The organism is Sphingomonas glaciei (assembly GCF_023380025.1).
In the GTDB taxonomy this organism is placed as follows: Bacteria; Pseudomonadota; Alphaproteobacteria; order Sphingomonadales; family Sphingomonadaceae; genus Sphingomicrobium; species Sphingomicrobium glaciei.
Window position 1 is genome coordinate 2,207,637 of record NZ_CP097253.1, and the last position, 14,877, is coordinate 2,222,513.

The 14,877-nt window shown below is 67.4% G+C and carries 21 protein-coding genes; 10 read left to right on the top strand and 11 right to left on the bottom strand.

Annotated elements, in window-relative coordinates; all coding sequences use genetic code 11:
• Nucleotide 1: 1 nt before the first annotated feature.
• The 5 genes from M1K48_RS10750 to M1K48_RS10770 all read right to left on the bottom strand — a co-directional run bounded on the left by M1K48_RS10750 (nt 2) and on the right by M1K48_RS10770 (nt 3,450).
• On the bottom strand, nt 2–178 hold the full coding sequence (locus M1K48_RS10750) for a DNA gyrase inhibitor YacG (protein ID WP_249455122.1): 177 nt from the start codon (nt 176–178) through the stop codon (nt 2–4).
• Nucleotides 162–1,094, bottom strand: coding sequence for a ribonuclease (locus M1K48_RS10755; RefSeq protein ID WP_249455123.1), 933 nt, complete (start codon nt 1,092–1,094; stop codon nt 162–164). The genes M1K48_RS10750 and M1K48_RS10755 overlap by 17 nt, the downstream gene beginning before the upstream one ends.
• A gap of 8 nt (nt 1,095–1,102) precedes the next feature.
• Nucleotides 1,103–1,675 (bottom strand): Maf family protein, encoded by a 573-nt coding sequence (locus M1K48_RS10760; protein ID WP_249455125.1) that lies wholly within the window; start codon nt 1,673–1,675, stop codon nt 1,103–1,105.
• Nucleotides 1,676–1,685: 10 nt separating this feature from the next.
• Complete coding sequence (gene infA / locus M1K48_RS10765; RefSeq protein WP_114227326.1) at nt 1,686–1,937, bottom strand: translation initiation factor IF-1; 252 nt, start codon at nt 1,935–1,937, stop codon at nt 1,686–1,688.
• 187 nt (nt 1,938–2,124) lie between these two features.
• Nucleotides 2,125–3,450, bottom strand: a complete 1,326-nt coding sequence (locus tag M1K48_RS10770) for a hemolysin family protein (protein ID WP_249455127.1) — start codon at nt 3,448–3,450, stop codon at nt 2,125–2,127.
• A gap of 138 nt (nt 3,451–3,588) precedes the next feature.
• Here M1K48_RS10770 and M1K48_RS10775 point away from each other — a divergent pair, with 138 nt between their 5' ends.
• Nucleotides 3,589–4,257: an OmpA family protein gene (locus M1K48_RS10775; RefSeq protein ID WP_249505237.1), complete on the top strand. Its 669-nt coding sequence runs from the start codon at nt 3,589–3,591 to the stop codon at nt 4,255–4,257.
• Nucleotides 4,258–4,315: 58 nt separating this feature from the next.
• Here M1K48_RS10775 and M1K48_RS10780 read toward each other — a convergent pair whose 3' ends face one another.
• Both M1K48_RS10780 and M1K48_RS10785 read right to left on the bottom strand, forming a co-directional pair.
• The gene (locus tag M1K48_RS10780; RefSeq protein WP_249455128.1) at nt 4,316–4,768 is read right to left on the bottom strand and encodes a nucleoside deaminase; all 453 of its coding nucleotides are present in this window, start codon (nt 4,766–4,768) and stop codon (nt 4,316–4,318) included.
• A gap of 20 nt (nt 4,769–4,788) precedes the next feature.
• On the bottom strand, nt 4,789–5,127 hold the full coding sequence (locus tag M1K48_RS10785; RefSeq protein ID WP_249455129.1) for a hypothetical protein: 339 nt from the start codon (nt 5,125–5,127) through the stop codon (nt 4,789–4,791).
• Between the two features lie 147 nt (nt 5,128–5,274).
• Between M1K48_RS10785 and rpmB the strand changes: the two genes are divergently transcribed.
• The gene (gene rpmB / locus M1K48_RS10790) at nt 5,275–5,565 is read left to right on the top strand and encodes a 50S ribosomal protein L28 (RefSeq protein WP_249455130.1); all 291 of its coding nucleotides are present in this window, start codon (nt 5,275–5,277) and stop codon (nt 5,563–5,565) included.
• Nucleotides 5,566–5,613: 48 nt separating this feature from the next.
• Here the strand turns inward: rpmB and M1K48_RS10795 are convergent, their stop codons facing one another.
• The 4 genes from M1K48_RS10795 to M1K48_RS10810 all read right to left on the bottom strand — a co-directional run bounded on the left by M1K48_RS10795 (nt 5,614) and on the right by M1K48_RS10810 (nt 10,151).
• The gene (locus tag M1K48_RS10795) at nt 5,614–6,537 is read right to left on the bottom strand and encodes an esterase-like activity of phytase family protein (RefSeq protein ID WP_249455131.1); all 924 of its coding nucleotides are present in this window, start codon (nt 6,535–6,537) and stop codon (nt 5,614–5,616) included.
• 176 nt (nt 6,538–6,713) lie between these two features.
• Complete coding sequence (gene cobT, locus M1K48_RS10800) at nt 6,714–8,534, bottom strand: cobaltochelatase subunit CobT (RefSeq protein WP_249455132.1); 1,821 nt, start codon at nt 8,532–8,534, stop codon at nt 6,714–6,716.
• Nucleotides 8,535–9,539: a cobaltochelatase subunit CobS gene (cobS, locus tag M1K48_RS10805; RefSeq protein ID WP_249455134.1), complete on the bottom strand. Its 1,005-nt coding sequence runs from the start codon at nt 9,537–9,539 to the stop codon at nt 8,535–8,537.
• A gap of 9 nt (nt 9,540–9,548) precedes the next feature.
• On the bottom strand, nt 9,549–10,151 hold the full coding sequence (locus M1K48_RS10810) for a winged helix-turn-helix transcriptional regulator (RefSeq protein ID WP_249455135.1): 603 nt from the start codon (nt 10,149–10,151) through the stop codon (nt 9,549–9,551).
• A gap of 154 nt (nt 10,152–10,305) precedes the next feature.
• On the opposite strand from M1K48_RS10810, the gene M1K48_RS10815 reads away from it, so the two are divergent.
• From M1K48_RS10815 to M1K48_RS10850, 8 genes are read left to right on the top strand one after another with little or no spacing between them, the layout of a single operon-like run.
• Nucleotides 10,306–10,740, top strand: coding sequence for a VOC family protein (locus M1K48_RS10815; RefSeq protein WP_249455137.1), 435 nt, complete (start codon nt 10,306–10,308; stop codon nt 10,738–10,740).
• 3 nt (nt 10,741–10,743) lie between these two features.
• Nucleotides 10,744–11,418 (top strand): glutathione S-transferase family protein, encoded by a 675-nt coding sequence (locus M1K48_RS10820; RefSeq protein ID WP_249455139.1) that lies wholly within the window; start codon nt 10,744–10,746, stop codon nt 11,416–11,418.
• Nucleotides 11,415–11,816 carry a DUF1428 domain-containing protein gene (locus M1K48_RS10825; RefSeq protein WP_249455141.1) on the top strand — a complete coding sequence of 134 codons (402 nt, stop codon included), beginning with the start codon at nt 11,415–11,417 and terminating at the stop codon, nt 11,814–11,816. Before M1K48_RS10820 ends, M1K48_RS10825 begins: the two co-directional genes overlap by 4 nt.
• Before the next feature lie 4 nt (nt 11,817–11,820).
• Nucleotides 11,821–12,183: a DUF1428 domain-containing protein gene (locus M1K48_RS10830; RefSeq protein WP_249455143.1), complete on the top strand. Its 363-nt coding sequence runs from the start codon at nt 11,821–11,823 to the stop codon at nt 12,181–12,183.
• Nucleotides 12,176–12,979: a VOC family protein gene (locus tag M1K48_RS10835; RefSeq protein ID WP_249455146.1), complete on the top strand. Its 804-nt coding sequence runs from the start codon at nt 12,176–12,178 to the stop codon at nt 12,977–12,979. Before M1K48_RS10830 ends, M1K48_RS10835 begins: the two co-directional genes overlap by 8 nt.
• A 2-nt stretch (nt 12,980–12,981) precedes the next feature.
• Entirely contained in the window at nt 12,982–13,473 is a 492-nt protein-coding gene (locus M1K48_RS10840) for a VOC family protein (RefSeq protein ID WP_249455148.1), read from the top strand.
• The gene (locus M1K48_RS10845; protein ID WP_249455149.1) at nt 13,466–14,188 is read left to right on the top strand and encodes a dihydrofolate reductase family protein; all 723 of its coding nucleotides are present in this window, start codon (nt 13,466–13,468) and stop codon (nt 14,186–14,188) included. The genes M1K48_RS10840 and M1K48_RS10845 overlap by 8 nt, the downstream gene beginning before the upstream one ends.
• Nucleotides 14,185–14,829, top strand: coding sequence for a glutathione S-transferase family protein (locus M1K48_RS10850; protein ID WP_319941172.1), 645 nt, complete (start codon nt 14,185–14,187; stop codon nt 14,827–14,829). Before M1K48_RS10845 ends, M1K48_RS10850 begins: the two co-directional genes overlap by 4 nt.
• Nucleotides 14,830–14,877: the final 48 nt, after the last annotated feature.

Genomic DNA, 14,877 nt, shown 5'->3' on the forward strand with positions numbered 1-14,877 from the left:
CCTAACGGGCGCCTTCGTCGCTGTCCAGCCCGGGATCGGCCGGCGGACCCGGAATGCGATAGCCTTCGCCAAGCCATTGCAGCAGGTCGCGATCCTTGCAGCCGCGGCTGCAGAAGGGGGCGTGATCGACCGTCGCCGGCTTGGCGCACAGGGGGCAGGGTTTAAGCTTGGCTGGCATGGCCGCCGGAGATGGCGAGGGCGGCGTCATCGCGCAAGGTGACGCTGCCGCCGACCTGCCGGCCGAGCTGCTCCAGCCAATCGGGCCGAAACGCGGCGGCGACCGCCGGGTGACAGGCGATCCGGACCGACCCGACCAGCCGCGCCGCTCGCCGAAGCAGCGCGCGTGCTTCAAAGCCCGGCCGGTCGGTGGCAAGCTCGAACAGGCTCGGGAAGCGGCGCGGACGGACGATCTGAAGGAAGCCGAAGCCGTTCACCGCGGTCCGCTCGAACGGCTTCTCCAGCCCCGCATCGACGATCTCGCCCAGCCGCTGCCGGATCTCGCGTCCCTGGACGGTTGGAAAGTCGATCCCGATCGATCCGCCGATCGCATGCCGCCGGATCGCGGCCGCCGCCGCCCTGGCCGCGGCCTGGGCAAGGTCGTCGGGACGGCCGACCCCATCGACATCGATCAGCGTCATCGCCGGGGTGACCGATACCCGCAGCGTCCCGCCCGGAAAGTTGATCAGGCCGCTACGGGCTTCCTCCAGCAGGTCGGACCAGCCCGCGCGTTCCAGGTCATCATCGGGCGCGGGAAAGGGGATCGGCTTGGCTTTGGGCGCCTTGCCGGTCGTGCCGGCTTCGACCACCCGGGCCAGCGGCCGCTTCCATGGCTCGGCGCCTGGGATGGGCTCGCGCGTGACCTCGATCGAGGCAGTCGCTCCTTCGTGCAGACCGCCGGCACCACCCGGAAGGAGGAATTCGAACGAGCCGTCGCTGGCCAGCGCCTGCGGCCGCACCGCCTTGATCCGGGCCTGGCGGATCTCACCCGCCGAGGGCGTGCCCTCGAGATGGATGCAGGCGTCGGTGATCTCGCCGTTCGCGATGCGCACGAAACGCTGCTCGCCGATGCCGTGCTCGGCGAGCCAGTCAGTCACGGGGCCACTCAGGCAAGCGGATAACCAACCGCCTTCAACAGGTGCCGCGTCTCGGCCAGCGGCAAGCCGACGACGTTGGACCAGCTGCCCGCCAAGAATCGGACATAGACCTCGCCATAGCCCTGCAGCGCATAGCCGCCGGCCTTGCCGCGCCACTCGCCATGGCCGGCATAATAGTCGACCTCTTGGGCTGACAAATTCTTCATCGCGATCACCGTCTCGACCAGCCGCGTGCGCAGCTTGTGCCCGGGAGCGGCCAGCGCGACCCCGGTCAGCACGGTGTGGCGGCGGCCAGACAGCAGCGCCATGCATTCGCGCAAGGTCGCCTCGTCCTCGACCTTGGGCAGGATCCGGCGCCCGACCGCAACCACCGTGTCAGCGGCCAGCACCAGCGCGTCGGGCTCCAGCGCGGCGACCGCGGCCGCCTTTTCGCTCGCCAGTCGCAGCGCGTGCGGACGCGGCAACTCTCCCTTGGTGGGTTCCTCGTCGATGTCGGCGGGGCGGATCGCGTCCGGCGTCACCCCGATGCGGGCAAGCAGGTCGACCCGGCGCGGGCTCGCCGAGGCGAGGACCAGGCGCATGGGGTGCGCCTTAGCCGTTGTAGCCCGGAGGCCCGGCGCGGCCCGGCATGAAGCGGTAGGTGATTCGCCCCTTGGTCAGGTCGTAGGGGGTCAGTTCGACCAGCACTTCGTCGCCGGTCAGCACGCGGATGCGGTTCTTGCGCATCTTGCCGGCGGTGTGCCCCAGGATTTCGTGGCCATTCTCGAGTTCGACGCGGAACATCGCATTGGGCAGCAGTTCGACCACCCGCCCACGCATCTCGAGAAGTTCTTCCTTGGCCATGCAAATCCTTTGAGATTGATTGATTGATGTTTGGGCGCGCCATTAGCCGGGGGCGGCGCGAAAGTATAGCTGCGGAGGGCGTCAGGCTCCGTCGTCCCGGGCCTGACCCGGGATCCGCCTGCTTTTAATTGGTCGACCAAAGGTAAGAAAGACACGCCGGCCGATCAAGTCCGGGCGGTGCGTCGACCTACTCGGCGGCCTTTTCCCGGCGCGGCTTGCGGCTGACCAGCAGCTTGTCGATCTTGCGCCCGTCGAGGTCGATGATCTCGAACCGCCAGCCGTCATGATCGAACACTTCGCCGGTCTCGGGCAGGTGCTTGAGCACCGCCAGCGCGAACCCCGCAACGGTCGAGAAATCGCGTTCAATCGACAGGTTGATTCCTAGCCGGTCCTCGAGGCAATCGGCGGTGGCCGAGCCGCTGATGAGCCAGCTGCCGTCCTCGCGCTCGATCAAAGGCGGGTCGTCGTCCTCGACGTCGCTCGCGAACGCACCGGCCAGCGCGGCGAGGATCGAGCCCGGGGTGACGATACCGTCGAGATGGCCATATTCGTCGTGGACCAGCGCCAGCGGCACTTCGGCCGAGCGCAGCACGCTCAGCGCATCCATTGCGTCCATCACGTCGGGAATGACCGGCGCCTTGCGGGTCAGCGCGCGCAGGTCGAGCGGCCGGCCCTGCAGCATCGCGTCGAGCATGTCGCGGGTCTGGATCACCCCGACGATCGCCTCGATCGAGCCTTTGGCAACCGGCAGCCGACTATGCGGGGTGTCGGCCAGCGCTTCGCGGATCTGCTGGGGCGAACTGTCGATGTCGATCCAGTCGACCTCGGTGCGCGGGGTCATCACCTCGCGCACCGGGCGATCGGCCAGGCGGACGATGCCGCTGATGATCGCCCGCTCCGATTCCTCCAGCACCCCGGCGGTCTGCGCTTCGGCGACCACCAGGTGGAGTTCCTCGGCGGTGACGTGGTCGCGATTCTCGCGGTTGAGGCCGAGCAGCTTGAAGATGCCCGCGCTACTCTTGTCGAGCACCCACACGAACGGCGCGGTCAGCTTGCTAAGCCACAGCATCGGCCGGGCCATGATCACCGCGATCGGCTCGGGCGTGCGCAGCGCGAACTGCTTGGGCACCAGTTCGCCGACCACCACCGAAGCGAAGGTGGTGAGCACGATCACCAGCCCGAACCCGACCGTGACCGAAGTTTCGGCATCGAGGCCGAGCCATTCCAGCCGCTGCGACACCGGAGTGCCGAGCCGGGAGCCCGACAGCGCACCGGTCAGGATCCCGATCAAGGTGATCCCGATCTGCACCGTCGACAGGAACCGGCCGGGGTCGGCGGCAAGCTTCAGCGCGATGCGCGCACCCCCGCTGCCGCCCTTGGCCAGCCCCTTGAGGCGGGCTTCGCGCGCGGACACGATTGCCAATTCACTCATCGACATCACGCCGTTGAGTGCGATCAGCGCAAGGATCAGGACCAGGTCAAGCCAGGGAAAGGGGAGCAGGGTGCCGCTCATCGGAGGGTCAGCTTCTAGCCTTCAAGGGAGGGGAGCGGCAAGCGCGAGGATCGTTGTGGTGCTGGAACATTCCACAGCGGCCACCGGTTTCACGTGCCAGCATATTCTGCGTATCAACAAGAGGGAGCGACCTTGAACATGACCAAGGGCAAGAAACTGACGATCGGCGTGATCGCCGCATCGCTGCTGACGACCACCGCCTGCACGACCAATCCCGAGACTGGCAACCGCCGGATCAGCCAAACCGGCCTCGGCGCCATCCTCGGCGCGGCCGGCGGCTATCTCCTCGGCGACATCGTCGGCGGGCGCAACAGCAGGACCGAGCAGATCATCGGCGCGGGCATCGGTGGCCTCGCGGGCGCCGCGGTCGGCCGTTACATGGACCAGCAGGAAGCCGAGCTTCGCCGCGAGACCGCCGGTACCGGCGTCGACGTCATCCGCCAGGGCGACGACCTCATCTTGCGTATGCCGAGCGGGATCACCTTCGCTTACAATCGTTACGACATCCAGCCGCAGTTCCAGTCGACCCTGAACGAGGTGGCGAGCACGCTGGCGCAGTACAACCAGAGCTACATCGACATCTACGGCCACACCGATTCGAGCGGATCGGACGCCTACAACCAGACCCTGTCCGAGCGCCGCGCCGACTCGGTCGCGAGCTACCTCGCCAGCCGCGGCGTGGTCCGCGCCCGCATGGCCACCCGCGGCTTCGGCGAATCGCAGCTGCTGGTGAATCCGGAAACGAACGAAGCGGACCGTGCGGCCAATCGCCGGGTCGAGATCAAGGTCGTTCCGCTGCGTCAGTAATCACTGGCTTCCGTAATGATGGAGGGGTCGGCAATCATTCGCCGGCCCCTTTTTCGTGTCAGCGCCGCTCGGCGAAGAACCCGCGCAGCAGCGCCGCCGCTTCTTCCTCGCCGATCCCGCCGAGCACGTCCGGGCGGTGATGGCACGTCGGCTGGCCGAAGAGGCGTGGGCCGTTGACGACCGCGCCGCCCTTGGGGTCTTCGGCGGCGAAGCGCAGTTCCTTGATCCGCGCCAGCGCGATCGCTCCGGCGCACATCGCGCAGGGCTCCAGGCTCACCCACAGGCTGCATTCGTCGAGCCGGCTGGAGCCGAGCGCCGCTGCCGCCGCCCGAAGCGCGACCATCTCGGCATGGGCGGTGGGGTCGCTCCCCTCACGCATCCGGTTGCGGCCTTCGGCAAGGATGGCTTCGCCGCGCGTCACCACCGCGCCGACCGGCACTTCGCCCGCCGCTGCCGCTTCGGCGGCAAGGTCGAGCGCACGGCGCATCGGAGGGGGAAGCGGGAAGCCCATGCCTCCCGCTAGCGCCCCTCCTACTGCTGCGTCGAGTCGGTCGTCGCCGGCTGCTGACCCGCGGGCTGGGCCGGCTGGGCGGGCTGAGGCTGCGGGTGTGCCGGGGCATTGCCATTGCCTCCCGGCGCGACGCGAATTTCGGGCACGGGGATAGTGGCCTTGCCGCTGCCGACCTCGATCCGGCCGGTCTGAACTTCGAACTCGGGCTTCTGGCCGCCCTTTACCACTACGCCGTCGCTGCCGACGGCAACCCCGGGGGCCTGCGCCGGCTGAGTCTGGTTGACGTTGACGAAGCCGGTCGCAACCAGCGCGATGGCGCCGACGATCAGCAGCATGAGGACAAGGATCACGGCGCGCATTGGGTGGAAACTCCTGTTCGTTACGCCTCGGCAACGCACCACCGGCGATGGGGTTGCGGTTGACGCATCGCCGGCGACTCGTTAGGTGGCGGCGCTTTCCGGGTGCTCCCAACGGGTGTGCCCTCGACCAATCACGGGATAGATCCAATGGCACGCGTGTGCGAGCTGACCGGCAAGGGCCGTCAGGTGGGCAACAATGTTTCCCACGCGAACAACAAGACCAAGCGGACCTTTCTGCCCAACCTGCAGAATGTCACGCTGATCAGCGACGAGCTCGGCAAGAGCGTCAAGCTGCGCGTCTCGACCCACGGCCTGCGTTCGGTCGAGCATGTCGGCGGCCTCGACAACTGGCTGACCAAGACCAGCGAAGAGAAGCTCGGCACCGAAGCCCGCAAGCTGAAGCGCGAGCTCGCCAAGAAGGCCAAGGCCGCGGCCTGAGCCGGTCGGCCGGGCATTCGTCCGGCCGTCAGCGTTCCCAATCGACAATCAGGCTCCGGCTTCGGCTGGAGCCTTTGTCGTGTCTAGCTCGATCCGCAGCAGCAAGGTCCGTCGCCAGGCGTCATTGTCGGTGACCGCCCACAGCAAGGTGCCGCCGCCGGCGACCGGCTCGGCGGCCAGCCCCTCGATATTGTCGAGCGGCCCCAGCGGCAGGGTCGCGAAATTGCGCAGGCGGTAGCCGCCCGCCGTCGGCTCCAGCCAAGCCAGCCTGTTGCTGAGACCGAGCAGCCCGATCTCGCGCACCGCCACCACTATCCGCCCGTCGGGCAGCCGCACCGCATCGGCGATCCCGCCGGTCGCCCCGGCCAGCGGCAGGGCACTTGGCGTTGCTGAGCGCCCCACCCTGAACAGCTCGCGTCCGCCCTCGTGGAGCAGCAGCAGGTTTCCGTCGGCAGGATCGACGACCATCGCCTCGATCCCCGTATTCCTCTTCCACCTTTTCGCCGGAAGCCGAAGAGGAAGCCGCGTCGCCCGGCCATCGCTTTCGTAGCGCCAAAGGCTGTGCTGATTCTCGAACGCAACAAACTGCCCGCGTCCGTCGCGATCGACAATCATCGCTTCCGAATCACGATATTTCTTGAAGGTCGGGTAGCCGGGCCCGCCCGGCAATTCCTCGACCAGAGCGGTCGCATCAGCGCTTCGGCTGGGCCGGGCGAAGGTGACCAGCGCGCCGCTGTCGCTCAAAGCTTGGAGGCGGCCATCGGGAAGCACTGCCAGCGCCGACAGACCTGCCATCCGGTTGTCGTCGGAGGTGAGCGTCCATGCGTCGGTGATTCTCGCGCCAGCAGTAGGTTCGAACGACACCGGCTCGAGGTGCAGCGTCGCAATGCGGGCGGGGCGCGGAGTGCGGTTTGGCAGCGACGAGGGCGTGTCGCTCGCGAAGAGCAGAAAAGCTCCCAAAATCAGCGACATGCTTAATATTCGCTGCAAGCGCCATTCAGCAAGTTTCAACTGCGAGTTGTACATAAGCTACTCAACGAATGGGTCTTTCCCCCCTGTCGGCCCATTCGCCCCTTTCCCTCGCGTCGCGTATCGAGGGCGGGCTCGACGGTCGGTTGCGTATCGCCGTCGAGCCCATCCGGGGGGCCTCATTTTCCGAGATCGAACAAACCCGCCAGCTGCTCGACCAGCGCGCCGCCCAGCTGCTCGGCATCCATGATAGTCACCGCGCGGTCGTAATAGCGCGTGACGTCGTGGCCGATGCCGATCGCCGCCAGTTCGACCGGCGAACGGGTCTCGATCCAGCCAATCACCTGCCGCAGATGCTTTTCCAGATAGGCGCCGCCATTGGCGCTGGCTGTCGAATCGTCGACCGGGGCGCCGTCGCTGATCACCATCAGGATCCGCCGCTCCTCGGGCCGCGCGATCAGCCGGCTGTGCGCCCACAGCAACGCCTCGCCGTCGATATTCTCCTTCAGCAACCCTTCGCGCATCATCAACCCGAGGTTCTTGCGGGCGTGGCGATAGGGCTCGTCGGCGCGCTTGTAGACGATATGGCGAAGGTCGTTGAGGCGGCCCGGCGCGGGCGGGCGTCCCTCGGTCAGCCAATGCTCGCGGCTCTGCCCGCCCTTCCACGCGCGGGTGGTGAATCCCAGCACCTCGGTCTGCACGCCGCAGCGCTCGAGCGTGCGGGCGAGGATGTCGGCGCAGATCGCCGCGATCGAGATCGGCCGCCCGCGCATCGAACCACTATTGTCGATCAGCAGGCTGACCACCGTATCCTTGAATTCGGTTTCGCGTTCGATCTTGTAGGACAGCGAATGGCCCGGCGAGACGATTACCCGCGCCAGGCGGGCGGCGTCGAGCAGCCCTTCCTCCTGGTCGAAGTCCCACGAGCGCGCCTGCTGCGCCATCAGCCGCCGCTGTAGCCGGTTGGCGAGCCGCGTCACCACCCCGCTCAGCGCGCTCATCTGGGTATCAAGATAGGCGCGGAGGCGGTTCAACTCCTCCTCGTCGGTCAGGTCGGAGGCCTCCACCACCTCGTCGAAGCGGGTGGTGAACGGGCGATAGTCGCCGCTCAGCTCGGGCTCGCCCTGGCGCCGATTGGGCCGCGCCGCGACATTGCTGTCGCCTTCCTGGCCCGGCTCCGAATCCTCGTCGTCGCTGTCTTCTTCCTCGAACTCTTCCTGCTCTTCGTCCTGGCCGTCTTGCTCGGCGCGCTGCTCCATCTCGCCGCCCTGCGCGCCGGCGTCCTGGTCCTGGTCGTCGTCCTGGTCCTCGCCTTGGTCTTCCCCCGCCTCGTCGTCGCCGCCTTCGTCCGGATCTTCCTCGGGCTTGTCCTCCGCCGTGGCGAGGTCGAGATCTTCCAAAAGCTTACGGGCCAGCGCGGCGAAGGCGGACTGGTCGTCCAGCGCCAGCGCCAGCGCATCGAGGTCGCTCCCCGCCTTCTCCTCGATCCACTCGCGCACCAGCTCCAGCCCGCGTGTCGCGGAGGTCGGCGCCGGCGCCCCGGTTAGCCGCTCGCGCGCCAGCAGGCCGAGCGCGGTTGCCAGCGGCACTTCCTCGGCGGTGCGCGCGCGGGTGATGGCGTCGCTGCGCACGCGCGCCTCGGCCAGCTCGGCCAGATTGTCGCGCACCCCCGCCATCGCCCGGCTGCCCAGCGCTTCGACCCGCGCGCCTTCCAGCGCGTCGAACACGGCGCGCGCTTCGAAGTCGGCGGGGGCGTTGCTGCCGTGCAATTTGGCATCATGGTAGCGCAGGCGCAGCGCCACCGCATCGGCGGCGCCGCGTGCTTCGGCGACCAGCCGCGGGGCCAGCCCCGGCCCCGGCGACACCACCCGCGCCACCCGGCCACCCTGCGCCCCGGCTTCGGACGCGAAGGCCACCTCCACCTCGGGGTCGCGCGCGATCGCCCGCGCGGTGCCGGCCAGCACGCCGCGGAAGCGATCGAGAGGGGTGGTCTCGGCCACTCAGGCCTTTCCGGCGATGCTTTCCGGCAGGTCCTTGCCGAACACTCTTTGGTACATTTCCGCGATAAGCCCGCGCTCGCTCTCGTCGCACTTGTTGAGGAACGAGACGCGGAAGGCGAAGCCGACATCGCCGAAGATCAGCGCATTCTGCGCCCAGCTGATCACTGTGCGCGGGCTCATCACGGTCGAGATGTCGCCGTTGATGAAGGCCGAGCGGGTGAGGTCGGCGACCTTGACCATCTGCTCCACCGTCTTGCGCCCGTCGGGCTTGTCATACTCACCCGACTTGGCCAGCACGATCTGCGCCTCGGTCGCGGCCGGCAGATAATTGAGCGTGGTGACGATGTTCCAGCGGTCGAGCTGGCCCTGATTGAGCGCCTGCGTCCCGTGATACAGCCCGGTGGTGTCGCCAAGGCCGATGGTGTTGGTGGTCGCGAACATCCGAAAATAGTGGTTCGGACGGATGACGCGGTTCTGGTCAAGCAGGGTCAGCTTGCCCTCGACCTCCAGCACCCGCTGGATCACGAACATCACGTCGGGGCGGCCGGCGTCATATTCGTCGAACACCAGCGCCACCGGATGCTGCAGCGCCCACGGCAGCAGACCTTCGCGGAATTCGGTGACCTGCTGGCCGTTGCGAAGGACGATCGCGTCGCGCCCGATCAGGTCGATCCGGCTGATATGCGCGTCGAGGTTGATGCGGATGCACGGCCACTTCAGTCGCGCCGCCACCTGCTCGATATGAGTCGACTTGCCGGTACCGTGATAGCCCTGGACCATTACCCGGCGATTGCGGGCGAAGCCGGCGCAGATCGCCAAGGTGGTGTCCGGATCGAAGACGTAGGCGGGGTCGAGGTCGGGGACACGTTCGTCGGCTTCCGAAAAGGCCGGCACCTCCATGTCGCTGTCGATCCCGAAGGCATCGCGCACCTTCAGCATCTTGTCCGGCGCACTCATCAGAGTCTCGCCGCTGGGCACCTGCAATTCATTCGACATGTCGGCCATGAAGGGCCCTTAGCTGGCGCCACCCGCGGTCTCAACCTTGGGGGGCAATGTGAAGAGGGTAAGGAAACGCCTTGCCAGCGCTTCGTCTCCCGCAAAAGCCAGTCCTTCGGGCGGTAGTCCGCCATAGACCACCCCGGCGATCTGCTCGGGCAGGCCGGTAATCGTCGCATCGGCCTCGTCGATCGGCCCGCGAACCACCCGCAGCCGCTCCTTGCGGACCCGCACAAGGAAGGCCTCCTCGCGCAGGACGAACCCGATCCGCCCGTCGAACCCGCGCGCCTTCTTGGCGTCGATCATGGTCCGGAAGCTCATCATCAGCGACACCGGGCTGAGCGGCAGGGTCGGGTCATGCCCGGGACTGCGCGCGGCGAACCGGCCAAGCTCCTGGATCACGGGCTCGATCTCCAGCCCCCAGGGAGTTGCCTGATAGGCGTCACGGGCCGCGGGTGGCGGCAGGCGGATCTTGCTCAGCAGCCCCCGCTGCTCAAGCTCGTCCAGCCGCTGCTTCAGCACATTGGCGCTGATCCCTGGCAGATCGCGCTTGAGATCGGAGAAACGCCGCGCGCCTAGCAGCAGCTCGCGCATCACCAGCAAGGCCCAGCGATCGCCCACCAGTTCGAGCCCGTGCGCGGTCCCGCACGCATCGCCGTAACTGCGTTTCGGCTCGTTTCGTCGTTGTTCGGTTATCTTTTCTAACTGCACGGTTGCAAGATAGCGCGTAAGCGGTCACAATTCAATGATCGCGAGTCGCCGTGAGGAGGGAACCATGGCCCGAATGATCTTCATCAACCTGCCGGTGACCGACGTCGCCAAGGCCACCGCCTTCTACAAGGCGATCGGCCTGCGGAAGAACCCGGCCTTCTCGAACGAGGTCGCCAGCTCGATGGTGTGGAGCGACGTCATTCACGTCATGCTTCTCTCACGCGACTTCTTCGCCACCTTCACGCCGAAGGAGGTCGCCGACGCCCACCGCACCGCCCAGGTCGCCCTGTGCGTGTCGGAAGACAGCCGCGCCGACGTCGACCGATTGGTCGAGAAGGCTGGCGCCGCGGGGGCCGAGATGGACCCCGGTCCCAAGCAGGAAATGGGCGAGATGATGTACGGCCGCAGCTTCGCCGATCTCGATGGCCACCATTGGGAAGTGATGTGGATGGATCCGGCGGCCGCCGCGCAGGGCGCTCAGGCGCTTGAAGAGGCCTGAGCCATGGGGCTGACCAACCACGCACCGATCGAGCTCACCACCTTCGGCTGGGTTCCGCCGTTCGCCCGGGGCCAGGTCCGCGACTTGCGCGTCCGCTGGGCGCTGGAAGAGATCGGGCTCGACTATTGCGTCCGCACCGTCGGGCCGATCCCGCCCGGCTATGAGCGCGAGCAGCCGTTCTGCCAGGTGCCCGCCTACCGCGAGGGCGAGCTGCAACTGTTTGAAAGCGGCGCGATCGTCCAGCACATCGGCGAAAAGGACGAGCGGTTGCTGCCGCGCGATCCCGTCGCCCGCGCCCGCGCCATCCAGTGGAGCTACGCCGCCCTCAACAGCGTTGAACCGCGCATCATGACCCTCGCCGTGCTCGATGCCTTTTACCCCGGCGAGCAGTGGGCGGCCCTGCGCAAGCCCAGCGCCGCGAAGGAGGTCGACCAGCGGCTCGGCAACGTCGCCGACTGGCTGCGCGATTCGCAATGGCTCGAGGGCGACCGCTTCACCATCGGCGACCTGCTGATGGTCAGTATCCTGCGTATCCTCGGCGAGGAGGGCGGGCCGGTGGCCGCCTTCCCGACGCTCGACGCCTACCGCGCGCGGGGCATCGCCCGCCCGGCCTTCCAACGTGCGCTGGCCGACCAGCTGGCGCTGTACGCCGACCACAAGAAGGGAGCAGCAGCATGAGCTACGTTGACGGATTCGTCCTTCCCATCCACCCCGACAAGCTCGACGCCTACCGCGAGATCGCGCGGACCTTCGCAGCGAAGGCGGCCGAACTCGGCGGCATTTCGGTCGAGACGCTCGGCGACGGGCTTGAGCAGGGCAATCTCACCAGCTTCCCCCGCTCGGTCCATGCGGCGGAGGGCGAGAATGTCGTCTTCTCCTTCGTCATCTGGCCCGACAAGGCGACCCGCGACGCCGGCTGGGAAAAGATCATGGGCATGCCCGAGCTCCAGCCGCAGGGCGACATGCCGTTCGACGGCAAGGGCATGTTCTGGGGCGGCTTCACCCCGCTGGTCGGCGAGGAAGCGCTGAGCAAGCTGCTCGCCACGTCTCGCCAACCTGCGACGGCGGAGGCCTGAGGCCATGGCCTACATCGATGGCTTCGTGATCCCGGTGAAACTGTCCGACAAGCAGGCCTTCATCGACCATGCCCGGCAGATGGATCAGATCATGATCGACGAGGGCGCGCTGCGCATCGTCGAATGCTGGGCCGACGATGTGAAGGAGGGCAAGCAGACCGACTTCTACCGCTCGGTCGACCGCCAGGACGGCGAAACCGTCTGCTTCTCGTGGATCGAATGGCCCGACAAGGCGACCCGCGATGCCGCCTTTGCGCGGATGGAGCAGAATCAGGAGATGATGAACACCCCGATGCCGTTCGACGGCAAGCGGATGATCTACGGGGGGTTCGATCCGGTCGTGGTGCTGGAGAAGGGCAATGGCTGACACCGACGGTGCCTTCATCTGGTACGAACTGATGACCCCGGACCCGGCCGCCGCCAAGGCCTTCTACGACCCGGTGGTCGGGTGGGACATCGAGCCGCAGCCGGCGGGCGAGCTGGACTATCGCATGATCCGGCGGTCCGATGGCGGCAATGCCGGCGGCGTGCTTCGCCTGACCGAGGCGATGACCGCCGGTGGCGCCCGGCCGGCGTGGATGGGCTATGTCTCGGTTCCCGATGTCGATGCCGCGGTGGCGGCGTTCGAGGCCGAGGGCGGCCGCGCGCACATGCCGGCCACCGACATGCCCGGCGTCGGGCGGATCGCGATGGTATCCGACCCGCAGGGTGCCCCGCTCTATCTGATGAAGCCGACCCCGCCCCCCGGGCAGCCCGACGCGGTCAGCGACGTCTTCTCAGTCGACCGCCCGCAGCATGTCCGCTGGAACGAGTTGGCCACTGCCGACGATACCAAGGCGCTCGACTTCTACACCCGGTGCTTCGGGTGGAAGCACGATGGCGGAATGCCGATGGGCGAATTCGGCACCTACAATTTCATCGCCCAGGGCGGAAGGATGATCGGGGCGGTGATGCCGCTGATGCCGGGAATGCCGGCCTCCTCTTGGTCCTTCTATTTCGGGGTCGACGACATCGACCGCGGCGCCGCGGCGATCCGCGACGCGGGCGGCACGGTGATCGTCGATCCGATGCAGATCCCCGGCGGCGAATACAGCCTGTCGGCGGCCGACCCCCAGGGCGCGCACTTCGGCCTGGTCGGCCCGCGCCACGCTTCGGGAGAATAAACATGGAAAAGCTCACCACCGTGCTGTGGTTCGACCATGGCCAGGCCCGCGAAGCCGCCGAATTCTACGCCGCGACCTTTCCCGACAGCCGTGTCGGCACCGCCGCCAAGGCCCCGTCCGATTATCCCGACGGACAGGCGGGCAACGAGATCACGGTCGACTTCACCGTGCTCGGCCGCGCCTTCTCCGGCCTGAATGGCGGGCCCAATTTCAAGCCCAATGAATCGGTCAGCTTCATGGTCCTGACCGACGACCAGGCCGAGACCGACCGCTATTGGAACGCCATCGTCGATAATGGCGGGCAGGAAAGCGAATGCGGCTGGTGCAAGGACAAATGGGGTTTCTCCTGGCAGATCACGCCGCGCATCCTGCTCGATTGCCTCAACGAGGGCGGTGACAAGGCCAAGCGGACGTTCGACGCGATGATGACGATGAAGAAGATCGACGTCGCCGCGATCGAGCGCGCGGCCGAAGGAGCGACAACCGATGCGTAAGATCCGGGGCAGCCTGTTCACCTCGCTCGACGGCGTCATCCAAGCCCCCGGCGGCCCCAGCGAAGACCCGACCGAGGGCTTCGCCCATGGCGGCTGGCTGCCGCAATTCTTCGACGAGGATGTCGGCGGCGCGATCGATGCCTTTTTCGGCAAGGACTACGACCTGCTGCTCGGCCGGCGCACCTACGAGATCTTCGCGGCCTATTGGCCTTATATCGGCGGGCACGCGACCGGGATCGGCGAGGTGTTCGACAAGACCGGCAAGGACGAAGGCGAAGCCAGCGCGGCCCAGATGGGCGAGGACTTCACCCGCGCCCTGAAATACGTCCTGACCCGCGGGACGCCCGACCTCGGCTGGTCCAACAGCCAGCGGGTCGGCAGCATGGACGAACTGCGGTCGATCAGGGAGGGCGAGGGGCCGGACCTGGTCATCCAGGGCAGCGGCACGCTCTACCCCGCACTGCTGGCCGAAGGGCTGCTCGATGAACTGACGATCATGACCTTCCCGGTGGTGCTCGGCCACGGCAAGCGCTGGTTTTCGGACGCCACGCCGGCCAAGGCCCTGCGCATCGCCAAGACCAAGGTCACCCGCTCGGGCGCGGTAATCGCCACCTACGAACCGGCCGGCGCAATCGAGCATGGCTGGGCCGGCCCGCAATCGACCAGCGAGCGCGAAACCGCCCGCCAGGCCGCCATGGCGGAGGGCCGCTGGTGAGCCTGATCCTCTACGGGCACCCGTTCAGCAGCTACACCTGGAAAGCACTGATCCCGCTATGGGCCGACGGCACCCCGTTCGAGTTCCGCTCGGTCGAACAATTTGGCGCCGAGTTCGCCGCCCTCGCCCCCTTCGGCCAGTTCCCCTTGCTTGACGACGGCGGCACGGTGGTCGCCGAAAGCTCGATCATCATCGAATATCTCCAGCGCCATCACCCCGGCCCCAATATCTGGATTCCCGAGGGCGACGCGGGCCTGCGCGTCCGCTTCCTTGACCGGGTGTTCGACGGGCGGATCATGGACACCGCGCAGGTCGCCGTCGCCAATGCGCTGCGTCCAGCCGAGCACAAGGACCCCCATGGCGTCGAGCAGGGGATGAAGCGCCTTCGCCGCCACTACGACTGGCTGGAAGGCGAACTGGGTGAGGACGGCTGGGCGGCGGGCGACCATTTCACCCTCGCCGATTGCGCCGCCGTCCCGGCGCTGTTCTACGCCGACTGGATCGAGCGGATCGGTCCCGAGCGGCCCAGGCTCAACGCCTATCGCGCGCGGCTGCTCGCCCATCCGGCGGTGTCGAAGGCGGTCGAGCAGGCCCGACCCTTCCGCCACTACTTCCCACTGGGCGCACCCGAGCGCGATTGACGGATCGATGTGACAACGTATCATGCCCCTGTTCTCAGGAGCCGTGTC